The sequence below is a fragment of the Mameliella sp. MMSF_3455 genome (assembly GCF_030733205.1).
GTDB lineage: Bacteria > Pseudomonadota > Alphaproteobacteria > Rhodobacterales > Rhodobacteraceae > Antarctobacter.
Window position 1 is genome coordinate 62063 of record NZ_JASHJL010000013.1, and the last position, 17853, is coordinate 79915.

Here is a 17853-nt window from a genome sequence, read left to right on the forward strand (position 1 = left end):
GGAAGTGGCCGGCGGCCTTTCGAAACTGCATGGTGCACTTCGCCGGCGGGGCTGGGAGATGTCATTCTCTCGGTACTCGGAAGGTGCGGGCCAAGGCGCCCGCACGGTTCTTTGGACCTGTCCATTTGGAAATCTGACCGTCGCCACCCCCGACAGCGGGGGCGATGGCTTGATGGTCGATTTCCCCGATCTGGTCCGTGCCGAGGTGTCGCGCACTGACAGAACGGTGCGGGTCTACCCTCTGGTCCCCGACATCTCTGCCGCGACCCTCGAACATTTTGTCCTGGATATCCTGTTTCCACGCCTGATCGCCGATGCTGGCGAGCTTGTGGTGCATGGGGCGCTGGTCGCCCGGGGCGAGGATGCGATCTGCCTGTTGGGCGACTCCGGGCTTGGCAAGTCGACCTTGTCGGCGGCCTTGCGCGGTGCGGGCTGGCGATTGCTGGGCGACGACGCGATGGAACTGCTGAACGACGGCCCGGGGGTCTCTGCCAGCGCGATCTATCCCAGCCTGCGGCTGCATCCCGATTCCCTCGAACAGCTGTTTCCCGAGCCACCCGCCGGGATGTCGCCGGTGGCCGATTACCTGGACAAGTACCGCCTCGACCCTGGCGACCCGGCCGATCCGGCAGAGACAACCCGCCTGCGGGCCGTCCTTTTGTTGGGCGGCGAAGATGGCACAAACGAGGTCGCGGTCCGGCCGCTGACCGCTTTGACGCTCTGCATGGCCCTGGTCCGGCAGAGCTTTGCCCTTGATCCGGTCGATCCGGCCGCCGCGCATGGCCGCCTTGGCGCGGCAAGCGCCGTCGCCGCTGCGGTGCCCGGCTTTGCCTTGAATTACCCGCGCGACTACGCCCGGTTGCCCGAGGTGATCGACCTTGTCCGCGACACGCTTGACCGGGTCGGGACCAACACAAGACAGGAGATGGCAGCCCCGATTGCGCTGCCCTGACAGGCATGAATTACGGCACATATTCCGTGGCCAGCTACGGCAGGATGATCCGAAAAAGCCCGCGCATGACCGCCTATGCCAAGGCGCTGCGCAGTGTGATCACCCCCGGTTGTACCGTGCTGGACCTCGGCGCCGGCTTTGGTTTCTTCTCTCTTCTTTCCTGCCAGTACGGCGCTGGACGGGTCATCGCGGTGGAACCGGCCGGGGCGATCGAACTGGGTCCGGAACTGGCGCGCGCCAACGGCTGCGCCGACCGCATCACCTTCGTCCGGGGTGTCTCCCGAGAGCTGGGAGAGGACTGCCGCGCCGATGTGATCATCGCCGACCTGCGCGGCTCGATTCCCTTGTTCACACATCACATCCCCACCATCGTCGATGCCCGTACACGGCTCTTGGCGCCGGAGGGCGTGCTGGTGACGCAGCGCGACAGGCTGCGGTGTGCGTTGGTCAGCGATGGGTCACTTGCCGAGCGATTCGACCCCTGGGATACAAATCCCTTCGGGGTCGACCTGTCCCTTGGTCGCCGCTTTTCCGTTGCGAATACGCACAAGGTCAGTGTCACCGCCGAGGCACAGATTTCCGACGCTGCGGATCTGGGCGAACTGGACTACGCGAGGATCTCGGATCCCAGCTTTTCGGGCGAGGTGACGCTTTCCGCGACCCGGGCGGCGCAGGCGCACGGGGTGCTCGTCTGGTTCGACGCGGAACTGGCGGGCGGGTTCGGGTTCTCGAACGCGCCCGAGGCGCCGCCTCTCACCTATGGTCAACTTTTCCTGCCCTTCGAGCACCCGGTCGACATGAGCCCCGGCGACACCGCGGAGGTGTCTCTGGATTTCTGCTATTCCTCCGGCGGCTATCCGATTTCCTGGAAATCGCGGATCACGCGCGCAGGGGCGCCCGACCTGCGGTACGCGCAATCCACGGCGCTCAGCGATTTCGTCACCGCCGCGGATCTGCGCCGTCGTTCCGGTTCCTATTGCCCGCCGGTGAGCGCAAGCGTGGAACTCGACCGGTACTGCCTGACGCGCTTTGACGGCGCGACCCCGCTGAGCGCCATCGCGCGCGAGGTGGTGGAACGCGCCCCCGACCGTTTCCAGACCGAGGCCGAAGCGCTGGTCTACGTTGCCGATCTGGCCGAACGGTATCATGCTGTGAGCTGACAACGGGACAGCATCGGCAGGCGTGAAAACATGATGGCAATTGCCGCCTTGGCAGAGATTGTCGGGACAGCGGCGCCTTGGTAATCTTCTGCCAAAGCTTGGAAGGACCTGAAATGGATGACAAAACCCACTATGAAACCCATCCTGAGGTGGTCTCGACCGCGACCGGGGATGAAATTGTCCTGCTGAGCTTCAGGACCGACACCTATTACGGTCTGAACCCGGTCGGGGCCCGTATGTGGGATCTTTTGGGGCAGGGCGCGTCGGTGGATACACTGTGCGCGGCTCTGTTGGGGGAATACGACGTGCCCGAGGATGTGCTGCGCCAGGACATCCGGGCCGTCATGTCGGATCTCGACGCCCAGTCCCTGATCGTCGCGCAGGAGGGCTGAACTTGAACTTGAGGGGGGTGCGCAAGGTCACGCCGCGCCGGCTGGTCGACGTGGCCCGGGCCGCAGCGTTGCTTGGACAGGCGCGGCTGCGGACCAGGCAGGGCAGCCAGGCCTGGGTCGGGGCCATCGCTGACCGGCAGCCACCCTCGCCACAGCCAAGCGCCGCGCAGCGCCGTGCCATTGATCGCACCGCCTGGGCCGTCGCGGTCGCGGCCCGTTTCGTGCCCTGGCGCAGCGACTGCCTCGTTCAGGCGCTGGCCGCCCGTGCCTGGCTTGCTGCGCAGGGCATCGACAGCCGCCTGGTGATCGGTGTTCCCGGACAGCAGGGCCCCCGGTTCGAAGCCCATGCCTGGCTTCTCAGTCATGGGATCACGGTGACGGGGGGCGACGTGACGCGCTACCGCGCCTTCCAGACGGCCTGAGACGGCCTGCCCGGAGCCGCACACGGTTTGGAGGTCGAGAGGCGGGTCGCCTCGGCCGGAACGAGGCCGCCCGTGGGCCAGCCCATCAACAGCGCCCTTGCCGGTCAGTGTGCTGGCACGAACAGCCGAACAGGGCGGCGCACGACCGAACCCGACGAGCCGGGCCGGGGCGCCGCCGCTGTCAAGCCGCTGATTTTACTCGAAAACCAGTTCGGGAACGCCGAAGTACTCGGCCCAGTCCTTGGGGTCCACATAAGCTGCGGTGCCTTTGGGGACGTAGTGCAGGAAAACCAGGTTGCAGAAGGCATCCTTGCCCGGAACGGCACCGGTTATGCGGTCGCGGTAGTGAAACTGCGAACTGCCGGAGAAGATGATCGCATTGCCGGGCTGCAACTCGAACGACCGATAGTCCAGGTCGGGATCGTTCTTGAGATCCTCTTCCCAGGTCTCGGAAATCTTGTCCAGCGGTTCGGGCCAGGGAACGATGCGACTGAAATGGATCGGCCAAACGTCGGTTTGCTCGATGCAGATGTCCACGGTCCACTTGGCCAGCGGTGCATCCATGTGAATTGGGCAGACGCCCATAGCCCAATACATGGAAAGGAAATTGTAGCAAGGTTCGACCTCTTCACCGACCAACTCGCCAATCCTGTCGGCCATGCGGGCCTGAAGGTCGTTGAAGGTTTCGTGGTTGTGGACGACGAAACGCCCGAACTGCTTGAGCTCGTGCATCTCGTAGCGGTCCCTGCCGGTCTCGCGGATGACAGCCTTGGCGGCTTCGTGATCTTTCTGATCGAGGAAATTCTCGATCTCGATCACTTCGAAGTCCTGCCGTGTCCGAAGCTTGTCCATTGCGGCTTCGAAGGTCTTCAACTTCTCCGGATTGTGCGCCGCCAAGTACTCTCGCGCTGCGAAGTAGCGGTTCATCCAGGGGCTGTCGTACCAGGGAAAACGCTGGGCTACCTTCAAGAGCCTCTCCTAAGTTCAATGCATCCGACGTTTTCCAAGTGGTCAAACGCCGGCGTCAGTCTTGCCGAATGGAACAGCTGTTGCAAGCGGCCAGGGCCGCTGCGCAGCCTGCAATCCTGAGCCGGGCTAGCACCGGTCGGAGCGGTCTGCAACAACGCACGGTGACGTGCTTTGCCTGTCCGTCACCCCGCGACAAGCGACCAGATCCAGCCTCTGGCCGTCCGAGTCCGGAGAGCGGACCAGCGGCTTGTTGCGATTGGCGACTGCCATGAATTCCGGCGCCGAAAAGCCCCGCTTGCGCGGGATGGGTCGGCCCTGTTCGCTCGATGCTGAAGCGATCCGAAAATCCGTGCTCCACCCCCGATACGGTCCGGCCAGTGGCCGCCAGCCGCGCATCGCAAGTCGATGAGTACGAGCACTGGCTGGCATTCGAAATTTGAAGGGGGGACGGAAACGCGGCAGCCGATGTTGACAGGGGGTGCACGCCGGGTCTGTTGGCTTTACAGGAAGGGCAAAAGCCCTTATCCAGCCCACGACTTGCAATGTGCCATTTCCAGTGTGGGATCGCCTGGGTCGCTCCATCCCTAAACGAAGGTCAGAGATGAATTCCGAATCGACAGGCATTCCAAGGAAATTGGCTGGTGCCGGTGCGCGGATCGATCCGCTCAAGTCCGAGGAAGCCCCCAGCTTCGACCTGTTGAACCTCATAGGTATCCTGTGGCGTGGCAAGATGATCATCGCGGCCTTTGCCCTGATGCTGGCGGTCTATGGCGTCTATGTCGCGATGACGGCTACGCCGATCTATTCGGCTTCCACACGGCTCATGCTGAGTGGTCAGAACGCGCAGGTCGTCAATCTGGAAAGCGTCGCCTCCGGGCTCTCCATGGATTACGCCTCGATCAACACCGAGTTGGAGGTGATCGCTTCCCGCAAGCTGGTCGAGCAACTGGTGCGTGACCTCGACCTGGTGAATGATCCGGACTTCAATCCCTACCTCGGGACCGGCGGTGGTTTTTCGCTACGTCAGCTGATCAGCTTGGCATTGAACTACATACGCGACCGGGCCCCCCCCGAGCCCGAAGCGCCCGCGAGCCGCGAGGAGCAAATCCAGCGCACCGTGACCGTAGTACAGCGTACGGTGAAGGCGACGGCGCCCAGGTACACCTATCTTGTCGATGTATCGGTCAGCACGCAGGACCCAAAGAAGGCCATGACCTTGGCCAACCGCCTGGCCGAGTTGTACATCGAAGACCAGGTCCGCAAGAAGTTCGAGGCTACCCGCTTTGCGATCGATTTCCTGTCGAACCAGGTTACCGAACTCAAGACCGAGCTGGAAGATCAGGAGAACGCCGTCAAGACGTTGCGCGCCGAAAGCGACCTGATCAGTCCCGAGGCGCTTGACCAGTTGAACGTTCGCCTGAGAGAGGCCGAGCGGCGGGCAGCCGATGCCGCGGCGGATCTGGATCAGATGCGGAACCGTCTGACCGAGGCCCGGGCCCTGCGCGACGAAGGCCGGATCGACGACCTGATCACGCGGCTCAACGACCCGCAACTCCGGCTACTCATCAACCGGGGCATCGAGATCGGCAACCCCGCGATCTCTGCCCGGATCGATACGGTGCTTGCCGACCTTGAACAGGATATCACGCGCGAGGAAACGCGCCTGACCGCCCTGAGAGAGAGTGCCGCGACGCTGGCGGAGGAAAGCCGCGAGCAGACCGCGGACCTGCTTAATCTGAACGACCTCCTGCGCGAAAGCGAAGCGACACGGATCCTCTACGAGACATTCCTGGCGCGCTTGAAAGAGGCCACGGTACAGACCGAGCTGCAGCGGGCCGACAGCCGCATCCTGTCAGAAGCGGTCGATGCCCGGCTGGTCGCGCCGCAGAAATCCCGCATCGCCCTGTTCTGGACGCTGGTTGGTGGCTTGATCGGGATCGCGATCGTCATGGCCCGGCATTTCATGCCCTCGGGAATGCGCACTGCCGGAGAACTGGAACTTATGACCGCGATGCCTGTCGTCGGCCAGATTCCCCGGATCAAGCTGCGCAAGCGCAAGGCGCTGTTTCGCTTTATCCGGAACAATCCCACGGCGCCCATTGCCGAGGCGGTCCGCAACCTGCGCACCTCGTTGCTGTTGAGCGACATCGACCACCCGCCGCAGGTCATCATGTTGACCTCCTCCGTGCCCGGCGAAGGCAAAACGACCCTCGCGTTCTATCTGGCGCAGCAGTTCGGGGCCATCAACAAGCGCACGCTGCTGGTTGAGGCCGACCTCCGGCGTCGCACCTTCCGGGAGTATGTCGACAACCCGTCAAAGACCGGCTTCACGTCGGTCATGCTGGGTGACGCAACCATCGAACAGAGCATCACGCATATCGAAGACATGGATTTCGATCTCCTTCTGGCGGATCGCTCGACCTACAATGCTGCCGATTTGTTCACTTCGGAACGGTACGCGGGCCTCATGCGGGACCTGCGGGAACGGTATGACGTGATCATCATCGATACGCCGCCGGTGCTGGTGGTGCCAGATGCGCGACTGATCGGCATGCAGGCCGATACCTCGATCTACCTGTCGCGCTGGGACAAGACCCCGCCGCACCAGATTCAGGACGGTCTCAAGCTCTTGCAGTCTGACGGCGTGAACGTAGCGGGCACGGTCCTGACCCAGATCGACCCCAAGGGCATGAAGCGGTACGGCTACGGCAACCGTTACGGGGCCTATGCCAATTACGGCAGCAATTACTACGGTCGGAGTGACTGACGGGTCTCAGCGGCGGCGCCGCCCACCGCGTTCCGCGATCATCGACGACAGCCGCCGGGCATCCGCCATGCCCGGCAGCAGGTGCCATCCCGGACGGATCACCCCGTCCCGCACCAGGTGCCGCGCCCCCGCCAGCATCGACAGCAGGTTCGCCAGCCCGAGCGAGACGATCAACTGGGCGGGCGTGGCAAAACCGGTCAGGCCGTAGAGGCCCATCATGACCGTGATGGAAACCAGCGCCATTTCGACCGAGGGGCGCCCCTTGCCCAACGAACGACCGGCCTCCAGCACCACCGCCCGGAGCGGCAGCACCGCCAGCGCTCCGAGTAGCCCCAGCGCCATCGGCGTGGCGCCAAGGTAGTCGTCCCCGTAAAGCAGCGGGATGGCGAAGGGCAGGATGCAGAACCCCACCAGAACCGTGCCCAGGGAAATCAGCAGCGTGAGCCGGATGATCAGGTGGACCCGATCCTGCCGTTCCCCGGCCTCCATCCCGGCGAGGTAGGGAAACAGCACCGTGTTGATCGCGGTCGTGATCACTCCGTACCCCGCGCCGACGGCAGAGAAAGCAACGAAATACAGCCCCAGCAGGTCCTTCGACCAGGCACCGATGGCAATCAGGCGGTCGATCTGCCCGGCGATCGCCCCGACCGCGATTGCCATGTGCAGCTTCAACCCGATGCGCCCGGTGTCGCGCAGGAAACTCCAGGACAGGGGGCCGAAGATGTGCCGCGCGTAGCGGATCAACCAGATCGTCAGGACAGGCAGTTTGGCCAGGATAAAGAGCATCAGCACGACATAGGCCGAGAGGTCGCCGTCCTGGACGACCCAGGCGATCACGATCAACAGGCTGAAGATCGCCGGACCGGTGACCCGCGAGAGGTTGACCAGGAAGAAATCCATCCGGCTGCGTTCGGCGGCGCTGAAGCATTGCGAAATCAGCGCGGACAGGATGAGAAGGGCGCTGATCAGCAGGACCTGCCCCTCTGTCACCTCCACCAGACCGGTGTCGACAACCGCAAGCGCAACAATCGCAACCGCGGTCGAGCCGAGACTGATCGCCAGCGCAGCCAGGACCATCGAGGGCAAGACGCTGCCGAGCAGTCCGGGGTCCTCACGCAGCCGCACGATGGCGCCGTCGAAGAACGACAGGCTTCCAAGCGCCGCCACGGTCTGGCCGATCAATAGAACGGTGCCGTATTCCGCCCGCGCCTCCGGCCCCAGGGCCCGCGCGATCAGCACCCCCGACACGAAGGTCAGCACAGCGACGAGGATGCTGGAGAAAGAGGTGCCCAGAAAGGCGGCGGCGGGTGATGAGGATTTTCCTCGGATCATTCTGTTCGCCTAAAAAGCATATCCGAGAAGGTCGAGATCATTTTCATACCGGATCTTCAGGACTTCTCGTGCCTCGGGGGAGAAGTAGTCCCGGTAGTCGCGGCTCCTCTTGTTTCGGCCCGACCATCCGATTTCTACGGGGGGCAGGCCGTTGCGATCACAAAAGGCTGCGATTTCTTCGCCAAGATGTTCGTAGCGGATCAGTTCATCCACGCCGATGCTGCGGCCATCGAGGCTGAGGAAATCCGACTGGCTTCTCTTGTGCGCAACCTGATTGTGGTCGCGCGGCATGTTGTCCAGCCAATCCCGCAGAGCCCTTGTGAAAGAGGCCGGATCATCGATCCGACGGGTGCCGGATTGCAGGTCCGCCGCGAAGTGATGGAAGACCGAAGATACGGCGCGATCGAACGGATTTCGTATAACGGCAAAGCTGCGATAGCCTGGACATCTTTCTTCTGAAACAAAACCATAGTCCGTCATCTCACGAAAAGTCATGTGCTGTGCGGCAAAGGTGTAGTCAAGGCTCCCGAGAAGTTCTCGGTTTGGAATGGCGCTCGACGTCCAGCGCAGCAAGAGTTTGCAAGCAGCGTTGAGCGAACTGCGCTTTCCTGACACCGGCCCGCCCGGTCCCAAAAAGGCGGATTCCACAGATTTTCCGGCATTCTTCGGAATGTGTACAAAAATCAGTTTCTGATCATGGAAAATGGGCATGACAAACTTGTCCCTATCTCTAAAAGACCAAAGGTCCCGGGGTGGACGCCGATGCAATCAACCTGATCAGTCCTGCGCTCATTCGGCCTGCGCCCGCCCCAGCACCCGCGCGGGGACGCCTCCGACGATGGCGCCGGGCGGGACGTCCCGGCTCACGACGCTGCCGGCGGCGACCACGGCCCCCCGGCCGATGGTGACGCCCTTCAGCACGATCGAATGCATGCCGACAAAGACATCGTCCTCGATCACCACCGGGGCCACAGCGGTTGCGCTGTCCGCCAGCCGAGGGTCGAGCCCGTAGTGCGCGGCGAAACGGTGCCGGTGGTCCAGGGGATGCGAATCCGTGTCCGTCACCGTGGTGTTCGCGCCCAGCATGACCCGGTCGCCGATCCGTACCGAGACGGCGGCGCAGATCACCGTGCCGCTCAGGCCTGCGTCAGATCCGATCACGATTTCCGCCCCCGGCCGCAGCGTGCTGATCATCACCGGCCGGTTCAACCCGTGGCGGTTCGATTTGGTGGCAGACAGGAACCGTCCATTGGGGCCGATCCGGATACTGCTCTGCCGGCAGCGCAACAGAGAGGCCATGCCGACAAAGCCAGAACCGTGTCCCAATGATACGCCCCAGTATAGGGCGGCCAGGCGCATGCGAGTGGTCGAGAACCGCTGGTGCGCCATCTGCAGCACGATGCGCACATAATGCGGCATGTCACTCAGGGACTTTCCGGTCATGATGGCAACTCGTCGCGAAAGGCCGAAGGACGGGCGAAAAGCGGTGCTTTTTCCCGCAGAAAGGCCTCGTCCCGGTCCCACCAGGCGAAGTCCAGCAGGAAGGCGACCATCTCTTGGTCGAACCGGTCGCGCAGGCGGCGCGCCGGGACACCAGCGACGATGGAATAAGGGGCCACGTCGCGGGCCACGACCGCCCCAGCGCCGATCACCGCGCCGTGGCCGATGTTTACCCCATCCATGAGTGTGGCGCCGGCGCCGACCCAGACGTCGTGTCCGATCTCGATCGGGGTGTGTTCCTTGATGAGGCTGGTCGTCGTGAAGGCGGTGCAGCCCGAGGCCGTGGTCGAATAGAACCCCGGGTAGGTCGAGACATGGTCCACCGGGTGCACGCCAAGCCCGATTCTTACGTCCGGGCCGATCGAGCAGAACTTGCCAATGGTGACGTTTTGCAGCCTGCTACCCCCGCCGACATAGGAATAGTCACCGATCTTGGCGGCGGCGAGGCGGGTATTCTCGTAGACTCGCACGTTTTTGCCGAAACTGCAGTCAGTGGCGATGGCGGCGTTGTGGCCAAAGCTGACATGTGGGTAGCGGCGCGCTGCGCGTGTCGACCGCAGAAGCTGCGCAAGCAATTCGCGGCACGAGGCGATCAGATTCCGGCCTAGGCGCATGTCGCGAAATTGTCCCTGTCCCTGTCTCGATCCAAGTTGGCCTGAATCGCCATGGCCCGCCCCATGCTTTAGGCCCGCAGGTCCTGCTATGCAAGGTAATGCTGCACCTGCAAAGGCCTGTTGCCCTGCGTCTGGTGGCGCGCTAGACAGCACCTGTCGGGAGGCCGACCAGAGACAAGACCGGCCATCCGGATTTTTTTGCACGACGGTTTGAGCGACAGGGGAACAGGTCTTTGACGAGCATGCCGGCCAGCTGCGCTCCCTCCCAGTCCTGCCCTGCACCCGCGCCCGGCGTGGAGCGCGAAATACGGGTCGGGGTTGCCGTCGTCGGGCGGTTTCATGCTTTTGACATGGCGCGGGAACTGCAGAGACACCATCTCCTCGGCCAGTTGCTCAGCACCTATCCGGCCCGCATCACTGCGCGCTGGGGAATCGATCGGGACAGGATCTTGGGCGAGCCCGCTCTCGAACTGCTTCGGCGCTTCGGCCCCCGGCAGAAACTGGTCGATCAGCAGCGGTTGCAGGAGTATTTGGCCGTGCGGCATGGGCGGAACGCCCGTCGTTTGGTGGCCGACAACGACGTCTTCATCGGTTGGAGCGGGTCCAGCCTCGAAGCCCTGATCGCGGCGCGCGGGGCCGGAAAGATCACGATCCTCGAACGCGGCAGCAGCCACTGCAACGAATGGCGCGCGTTGATGCGCGAGGAAAGCCGTCGCTTTGGGCAGGCCTTCGACGAGATGTATTTCTTCTGGCAGCGTGAGCTTATGGAGTACGAACTTGCGGACTTCATTTCCGTCCCCTCCACCTTCGTGCGGGACAGTTTCCTCAAGCACAACGTGCCCGCGGAAAAGCTGCTGGTGAATGCCTATGGGGTCGACCTCGGCGCATTTCGCAAGGTCGAAAAGACCGACGACACGTTCCGGGTGATCAATGTCGGCGGCTTTCACCGTCGCAAAGGCTCGCACTACCTGCTGCAGGCATTTGCCGAGCTCGACCTGCCGGATGCCGAGTTCTGGCACGTGGGGTCCGTCAGTCCCGAGATGCGCCCCGTCATCGAGAGATATGCCGACGAGCGGTGCACCTTTCACGGTCACCAGCCTCAGGATCAGCTCTACAAGTTCTATTCCCAGGCCTCGGTCTTTGCGCTGGCCTCGATCGAGGAAGGCATGGCCATGGTCCAGTGCCAGGCAATGGCCTGCGGGCTGCCGCTGATCTGCACCACCAACACCGGGGGGGCGGACCTGATCGGCGGTGAGGGACATGCAGGCCATGTCGTGCCGATCCGCGACGTCGAGGCGCTGAAGGCGCGCATCCTTCATCTGTACGAGAATCGCGACCTGGCAGCTGAGATGGGGCGGCGGGCGCAGGCCCGGGTCTCCAACGGGTTGACCTGGGCGGACTACGGCGACCGATACGCCGCCAATATCCGACGCATCGTTGCGGAGCGGGCGCAGGATGGCGCGGCGGTGGGCGCAGACGTGGCACGGGCGAACGAGGCGTGGCAATCATGAGCTCCATGAGACACAGAGTCGATATCGACTTCATCGGGCTGGGCAACGCCGGCGCCGCCTACGGTGGCCACCTGCATGCCTGGTCGTTCCGCGACACCGACGGGCGGACTTGGTTCGATCAGTTCCGGCAGGACGCCCTGTCGGCGATTCGCAGTCGTTACCTGCCGATCTACCGCATGGCTGACGGTGAATACCGGTTCATGTTCGGTCGGCGCGTCAACTGGTCCCGCAAGAACATTGCGCGGGAACTGCTGGCGGTCGGTGCCGAGAGGCTGCGGATCAAGAACCCGGACCGCTGGAAAACGTCGTGGGGAGAAACCTACGCCCCGGCCGAGACCCGCCGGCTGCGCGCGGAACTGATGTCGCATGTGCGCGATCTGTCGGAACGCGGCTACCTTGCGTGTTACATCAACGACAACGGACTTGATGCCTTTGTCGAGTATAACCGTGTGCTCGAGGACCTGCTGGCGCGCCATGACATCCGCCTGCACGACGGCAACTACATTCCTTTCCATTTCGCGCCTTCGCTTCTGGTCAGCCCGGGGTGGCAGGATTTCCTGCAAGGGCGCAAGATCCTGATCGTGACGGGACTGACGCCGGAAAAACAGGCCCGGATCGAGGAGACGCTGACCGCCTACGGGGCTGGCGCGGTCCGCTTCCTGCCGATCTCGTCCAGTTCCTCGTTGACCGAGAGGCTGGACCTGTCCGGGGTCGATGACGACATCGAGATCGCCCTGGTGGCGGCGGGCATAGGTTCGGCCAACATCTTGCGCCAGCTCGCACCCTTGCAGACCCTCTGCCTGGACATTGGCGGGCTGATGAACTGTTTCCAGACACCCGACGCACGCCAGCACGGTGGCGTCATTGGGCTGCCGGCGCTCTGATGGAAGAGGACTTCGCCTCTCTCCTGCGGCTGATCTACATCTATGGCGGGCTGAATCTCGCCTTGCGGATCGTGCTTCGGCAACCGGCGATCTCGGCGTCGCTGGCCTTCTGGTTTGGCTGGTGGTTTCTCGTGTCCGGCGGTGAACTGGTGGTGGAAAGGGGCTGGCGCGAGATCGAGCTCTATTCCGCGCCCTATATCGAGATGCTGTTCCACGGCGCCTTCACCGGCTTCCTGATCGGCACCCTGGTCGGAGCTTTCGGCAAGCCGCGGCAGCGCTACCTCGAACTGGTCGAACTGTCCGAGCACCTGCTCGACACCTATGGCCGCAAGGTGCTCTGGGCCTTGTTCCTGGTCGGCGGGGCGTTCTTTGCGCAGCGGGTCGCAACGGTGGGCCTCAGCTTCGACTACCTGAGCGAGGTGCGCGGGGTCTATAACCAGCGCCAAGGCGGCGCGCTGCTGCGGATCGGGTCGCACCTGTCGGTTCTGATGACCACCTTTATCGTGATCCGGGGCATACGGGATTCCTATCACGGCGTCAGCATCCGCGGCCTGCTGATCACCATTGCCGCGGGCGCGCCGCTGGGGCTGGCGAATGGCGGGCGGACCTTTCTGATGAGCTATACGCTGGCCTATGTCGCGAGCCTGCTGCTCTGTCGTTCCAACTTCTCACGCCATCCCTTTGCACTCAGCGCGCAGGAGTTTCTCAGTATTGGCGGAATGATCACCTTCCTGCTGACGATCTTCGCCGTCATGGGCTACGTTCGGGGCGGCTACGGCGAAGAACTGAATGTCCTTTATGCGGTGATCATCTGGCCGGTCTCGACCTTTCAGGCGATGGACACCTGGGTGTTCGCCGCGATCGCCAGCGACCGGACTTATGGCCTGAACAGTTTTGGCTGGGTCGCCGATTTCGCCGCGCGCCTGAAACTGATCGATATTTCGGAAGCAAAGGGCGTGATGCGCAATGTCCTTCTGGATTTCGAAGACACCTATGATCCTGCACGCGTGATCCCCAGGTCCATTCTTCCGGATCTGATCTTCGACTTCGGCGAGCGGGCCGTTTTCTTCAGCATCGGCGTCATCGCCTTCCTGCTGGAATTCGTCACCTCTCGTTATCCGGGGCGCGGCCTGTTCTGGCATGTGCTCGCGGTCCAGTGCTTTCTGGGCAGCTTCACGACGATCCAGAACAGCGTCGTGTCCCCGGGGTTCGCAATCACAATCTTCTGGGGAGCCGTGCTGGCCTTTGCCGCACGGAAGTACCAATGGACCAAACCCGTTCATACCTGACAGCGGGCGCGCGGCCGGTCTCCACAACGGACGCCGGGGGACGTGTTCTGTATTTGGGCTCCTTCCTTGACGAGGCGATCGTCGCAGAGCGCGGGCTGAGGTCACATAATGCCGCCGGATCGAACCGCATGCAGCGCCTGTCGCAGGCGCTGAGGCGGGCCGGCTTTCGGCCGATCCTGCTGTCTCCGGCCACCAGCCTGCGCGCGGTGCGCAAGGGCGGGCCCTGGCTGCATCCGGCGCGAGTGCGGCGCCGGGGAGGCATGGCCGTCGTCCACGCGCCCGCGCTGAACGTGATCGGGCTGAACATGCTGACGGCACCGTTCTTCCAGCTCGCGGTGATGCGGCGCATCCGGCGCCGGCCGCTGAAAGGCGGTATCGTCTACAATTTCTCGCCCGGACTGGTTCTGCTGACGGCATGGCTGGCAATGACGTCGGGACTGCGCATCGTCAACAACGTCGAGGATGTCTCGGTGCCCGTCTTGTCGGATTGGTCGCGCAGGTCAGAGGCGCGCCCCGTTCAGCAACTGGTTTTCTGGCTCTGCATGCACCTGGTTGCCCGGATGTCGGACGCCTACCTTGTGCCGACACGCCGGTTCCTGTCCTATCTGCCGCGCAAGACGTCCGTGTCCGTCGAGGTCGTGACCGGCTGCATCGACATCCCGTCGCAGGCCGACGACGTACCGGCGCCTCCGCCGTTGCGAGTGCTCTACGCGGGCAAGGTCGAACGCGAGCACGGCATCGTGCAGTTCGTCGAGGCGCTGGAAATGCTTGACAGAACCGGCGCCGCCACGCGGCTAAGGGCCGACATCTCGGGGGCCGGACCGATGTCGGACTGGGTGGCAGGACGCCTGGCGACCTTGGATAACCTACCCGTGACGCAGCACGGTTTCGTGAGCAGGGCAGAGTACGCTGAACTGCTTGGCGCCGCGCATGTCTGCGTGGTTCTTCAGGACCCCGATGGGCGCTACGCAGACTTCAAGACACCCTCCAAGATCTACGAATTCCTCGGCCACGGCAAAGCCGTCATCACCACGCCGGTCGGCGACGTTGGAGAGCTGCCCCGGGACGCACTGGTTCTGCTGGACGATCTCTCGGCCAAGGAGATCGCCGCCCATCTGGACCGTCTGGCAACCGGGCCAGAGCGAGTCGCGGAACTGCAACACAACGCTGGCACACATGCCGTCGAGGCCTTCTCCTACGAGACTGTCGGTCGGCGGCTGGGGCGCCTTTTGACCGGAGTAGCCGCATGACCCGCGCGTTGATCCTGATGAGCCGCCTGTCGGATTACATGCTCAACTGTGTCACTCACTGGCAGAAGACGACGGGGGTCGACCTGCACATTGTCCGCCGCAAGGTGGACAGCGATGCTCCGTTCCGGTTCGATTCCACGGAGGGTGGACTCCGGTTCTACCAGCGCGAGGATTTCGACGCGGAGGGCCTGGAGGCGCTGGTCCGGGACCTCGACCCGCAACTGATCCTGTGCTTTGGCTGGATGGACAAGGATTACCTGTCGGTTGTGCGCCACCGCAAGCCGTCGTGCCCGGCGGTCATGACGATGGACAACCAATGGCTGGGCACCCTGCGCCAAAGCCTCGGTCTGGTCTGGTCGCGGCTCCGGTTGCAGCCGCTGTTCGATCATGTCTGGGTTCCGGGACCCCGCCAGCACCGCTTTGCCCGCAAGCTGGGCTTTGCGGAACGGCAGATCCACGAAGGACTCTACGTCGCCAACGCGGCCAATTTCGATCCGATCTGGACGGGGCTTGAGGGGCGCGCACCGACCAGGCGACTGGTCTTCACCGGGCGCTATGTGCCGGAAAAGGGACTCGACGTGCTATGGGAGGCGTTCCAATCCTACCATGCCAGCCATGACAGCACCCTCGAGCTGTGGTGCATCGGCGCCGGCGCCCTGGACTCGGTGAAACCTGCCCACCCGAAGATCCGGCACCTGGGGTTTGTCCAGCCTGCAGAGTTCCGTGAGCTTCTGGCCGGCGGCGGTGTCTTCGTACTGCCCAGTACCTTCGAGCCCTGGGGCCTCGTGGTGCAGGAATTCGCGCTTGCCGGCTTTCCGCTGGTGCTGTCGTCCCGGGTGGGGGCGGCGGACCGGTTCCTCGGCACCGACAACGGCATCCTTCTGCCAGAGGTAACGCCGGAGGCGCTCGTCGAGGCCATCGCGCGCATCGACAGTCTCGAAGATGCAGAGCTGGCGGCCATGTCGCGGGCCAGCCGGGCAAGGGCAGAGGGGCTCACCGTCGATGACTGGGCCGGCCAGGCAACGGCCTTTCTGGAAGGTCAGGCATGACGCAGCATCCGTCGCATCTCCACGTCGTCGCTTCGATCGAGGACGAAGCTTCGGGACCCAGCTACTCGGTCACCCGTCTGGCCGAGGCGCAGGCTGCGCGTGGTCTCTCGACCGGCATCTGGAGCCTGGCCGACGTGCCGCGCGTCGCGGTGCGCGCCGGTGTCCAGAGGCAAACCTTCGCGCCCGCACTGACCGGTGTGCCGGTACTGTCACGGCTCGCCTTCTCTCCGGGCCTGGCGCGCGCGCTTGACGCGGCGGCGGGGAATGGCGCCGTGCTGCACGGCCACGGGCTCTGGCTGATGCCGAACCTGTATCCCGCCCGCGCGGCACGGCGGCACGGCACGCCGCTGGTGATCTCGCCCAGAGGGATGTTGGGGGCCGAGGCGCTGGCCTTTTCGTCCCGCCGCAAGCGGATCATGTGGGCGTTGGCCCAACGCCGCGCGCTGGAGGCGGTGACCTGTTTCCACGCCACCAGCCAGGCCGAACTGGAGGACATCCGCGCAATGGGTCTGACCGCCCCGGTGGCGGTGATCCCCAACGGCATCGACATCGCCGGGGGCGATCCCGCGCCGGGCCGCACCGTGCTGCACCTGGGGCGGCTGCATCCGAAGAAGGGCATCGACCAGCTGGTCGCGGCTTGGGCGCGCGTTGCGGCAGAGTTCCCTGACTGGCGACTGCGCATCGTCGGACCCTCCGAGATCGGCTGCCGCGAGTCGCTCGAGGCGCAGGTGGCGGAACTGGGCGCGCCCCGGGTCGATTTCGACGGGCCTCTCTACGGGCCGGAGAAATGGCGCGCCTACCGTGAGGCCGGGCTCTTCGTGCTGCCCACCCGGCACGAGAACTTCGGCATGGTGGTGGCCGAGGCGCTGGCGGCAGGCACGCCGGTGATCTCGACAAAGGGCGCGCCTTGGCAAGGGCTGGAAAGCGCGCGCTGCGGCTGGTGGGTGGACTACGGCGCCGAGGCGATGGTGCCGGCGCTGCGGGCTGCCCTCTCGGCCCCCGGGGCCGAACGTCTGGCCATGGGATTGCGCGGACGCGACTGGATGGCCCGTGACTTTGGCTGGGACAACATCGCCGCGCGCATGGCCGAGGTCTATGCCTGGTGCCGCGGCGAGGCGGACAGACCGGAGTGCGTGGTGACATGAGCCAGGGATCGCAAATCGACGTCACCGCCAACCGCGCGGCGCGGAAGTGGAGCCGCCGCGAGCAGGCCGGACGGGTGCTCTGGGCGCTGGCCTCGCCGCTGTTCCGGTACAGTCCGCGGCCTCTGTGGGGCTGGCGGCGGGCGATGCTGCGTCTGTTCGGGGCGCAGGTCGGGCGGGACGTCCATGTCTATCCCACGGTGCGCATCACCATTCCGTGGAACCTCGTGCTGGAGGAAGGCTGCGCGGTCGGCGACCGGGCGATACTCTACGCGCTGGGGCCGATCCGTCTCGGGCCGCGTGCCGCGATCAGCCAATTTGCCCATCTCTGCGCCGGCAGCCACGACTGGCGCGACCCGGCGCGCCCGCTGATCAAACCGCCGATCACCGTGGGCGCCGATGCCTGGGTCTGCGCCGATGCCTTCGTCGGGCCCGGCGTGACGGTGGGCGAGGGCGCCATCCTGGGCGCCCGAGCGGTTGTCATGAAGGATTGCCCTCCGCATGCGATCCTCGCGGGAAACCCGGCGCGGCCGATTCGGAGCACGACAGGATGAAAGTGACCCCGGTATTTCCCGGCGACCGTTCTCGAAAGGCTGCCAGCATTCACGCAGATGGCCCGC

Annotated in this window: 17 protein-coding genes; 12 read left to right on the forward strand and 5 right to left on the reverse strand. The window is 64.3% G+C overall.

The window, feature by feature from the left end:
* Positions 1-172 precede the first annotated feature (172 nt).
* The 4 genes from RBB42_RS11675 (at position 173) to RBB42_RS11690 (ending at position 2926) form a co-directional block, all read left to right on the forward strand.
* Entirely contained in the window at positions 173-952 is a 780-nt protein-coding gene (locus RBB42_RS11675; RefSeq protein WP_305967630.1) for a hypothetical protein, read from the forward strand.
* Between the two features lie 5 nt (positions 953-957).
* Positions 958-2112, forward strand: coding sequence for a 50S ribosomal protein L11 methyltransferase (locus RBB42_RS11680; RefSeq protein WP_305967631.1), 1155 nt, complete (start codon positions 958-960; stop codon positions 2110-2112).
* Positions 2113-2225: 113 nt separating this feature from the next.
* Positions 2226-2504, forward strand: coding sequence for a PqqD family protein (locus RBB42_RS11685; RefSeq protein ID WP_305967632.1), 279 nt, complete (start codon positions 2226-2228; stop codon positions 2502-2504).
* A gap of 2 nt (positions 2505-2506) precedes the next feature.
* Entirely contained in the window at positions 2507-2926 is a 420-nt protein-coding gene (locus RBB42_RS11690) for a lasso peptide biosynthesis B2 protein (protein WP_305967633.1), read from the forward strand.
* 195 nt (positions 2927-3121) lie between these two features.
* On the opposite strand, the gene RBB42_RS11695 is transcribed toward RBB42_RS11690, so the two are convergent.
* Positions 3122-3895 (reverse strand): hypothetical protein, encoded by a 774-nt coding sequence (locus RBB42_RS11695; protein ID WP_305967634.1) that lies wholly within the window; start codon positions 3893-3895, stop codon positions 3122-3124.
* Between the two features lie 601 nt (positions 3896-4496).
* Between RBB42_RS11695 and RBB42_RS11700 the strand changes: the two genes are divergently transcribed.
* Entirely contained in the window at positions 4497-6662 is a 2166-nt protein-coding gene (locus RBB42_RS11700) for a polysaccharide biosynthesis tyrosine autokinase (protein WP_305967635.1), read from the forward strand.
* Between the two features lie 6 nt (positions 6663-6668).
* On the opposite strand, the gene RBB42_RS11705 is transcribed toward RBB42_RS11700, so the two are convergent.
* The 4 genes from RBB42_RS11705 to RBB42_RS11720 all read right to left on the reverse strand — a co-directional run bounded on the left by RBB42_RS11705 (position 6669) and on the right by RBB42_RS11720 (position 10108).
* On the reverse strand, positions 6669-7994 hold the full coding sequence (locus RBB42_RS11705; protein WP_305967636.1) for a lipopolysaccharide biosynthesis protein: 1326 nt from the start codon (positions 7992-7994) through the stop codon (positions 6669-6671).
* A 9-nt stretch (positions 7995-8003) separates the two neighbouring features.
* A complete protein-coding gene (locus RBB42_RS11710; RefSeq protein WP_305967637.1) occupies positions 8004-8705 on the reverse strand; it encodes a sulfotransferase family 2 domain-containing protein in 702 nt (233 codons plus the stop codon).
* A gap of 78 nt (positions 8706-8783) precedes the next feature.
* The gene (locus RBB42_RS11715) at positions 8784-9437 is read right to left on the reverse strand and encodes an acyltransferase (protein ID WP_305967638.1); all 654 of its coding nucleotides are present in this window, start codon (positions 9435-9437) and stop codon (positions 8784-8786) included.
* A complete protein-coding gene (locus RBB42_RS11720) occupies positions 9434-10108 on the reverse strand; it encodes a CatB-related O-acetyltransferase (RefSeq protein WP_305967639.1) in 675 nt (224 codons plus the stop codon). Before RBB42_RS11720 ends, RBB42_RS11715 begins: the two co-directional genes overlap by 4 nt.
* 350 nt (positions 10109-10458) lie before the next feature.
* Between RBB42_RS11720 and RBB42_RS11725 the strand changes: the two genes are divergently transcribed.
* Genes RBB42_RS11725 through RBB42_RS11755 form a run of 7 tightly spaced genes read left to right on the forward strand, consistent with a single transcriptional unit; the run spans position 10459 to position 17787 of the window.
* Positions 10459-11619: a glycosyltransferase family 4 protein gene (locus tag RBB42_RS11725; protein WP_305967640.1), complete on the forward strand. Its 1161-nt coding sequence runs from the start codon at positions 10459-10461 to the stop codon at positions 11617-11619.
* Positions 11616-12503 (forward strand): hypothetical protein, encoded by an 888-nt coding sequence (locus RBB42_RS11730; RefSeq protein WP_305967641.1) that lies wholly within the window; start codon positions 11616-11618, stop codon positions 12501-12503. Before RBB42_RS11725 ends, RBB42_RS11730 begins: the two co-directional genes overlap by 4 nt.
* Positions 12503-13792 carry a hypothetical protein gene (locus tag RBB42_RS11735; protein ID WP_305967642.1) on the forward strand — a complete coding sequence of 430 codons (1290 nt, stop codon included), beginning with the start codon at positions 12503-12505 and terminating at the stop codon, positions 13790-13792. The genes RBB42_RS11730 and RBB42_RS11735 overlap by 1 nt, the downstream gene beginning before the upstream one ends.
* Positions 13768-15042, forward strand: a complete 1275-nt coding sequence (locus tag RBB42_RS11740; protein WP_305967643.1) for a glycosyltransferase — start codon at positions 13768-13770, stop codon at positions 15040-15042. The genes RBB42_RS11735 and RBB42_RS11740 overlap by 25 nt, the downstream gene beginning before the upstream one ends.
* Positions 15039-16091 carry a glycosyltransferase family 4 protein gene (locus RBB42_RS11745; RefSeq protein ID WP_305967644.1) on the forward strand — a complete coding sequence of 351 codons (1053 nt, stop codon included), beginning with the start codon at positions 15039-15041 and terminating at the stop codon, positions 16089-16091. Before RBB42_RS11740 ends, RBB42_RS11745 begins: the two co-directional genes overlap by 4 nt.
* Entirely contained in the window at positions 16088-17236 is a 1149-nt protein-coding gene (locus RBB42_RS11750) for a glycosyltransferase (RefSeq protein ID WP_305967645.1), read from the forward strand. The genes RBB42_RS11745 and RBB42_RS11750 overlap by 4 nt, the downstream gene beginning before the upstream one ends.
* Entirely contained in the window at positions 17233-17787 is a 555-nt protein-coding gene (locus RBB42_RS11755; RefSeq protein WP_305967646.1) for an LbetaH domain-containing protein, read from the forward strand. The genes RBB42_RS11750 and RBB42_RS11755 overlap by 4 nt, the downstream gene beginning before the upstream one ends.
* Positions 17788-17853: the final 66 nt, after the last annotated feature.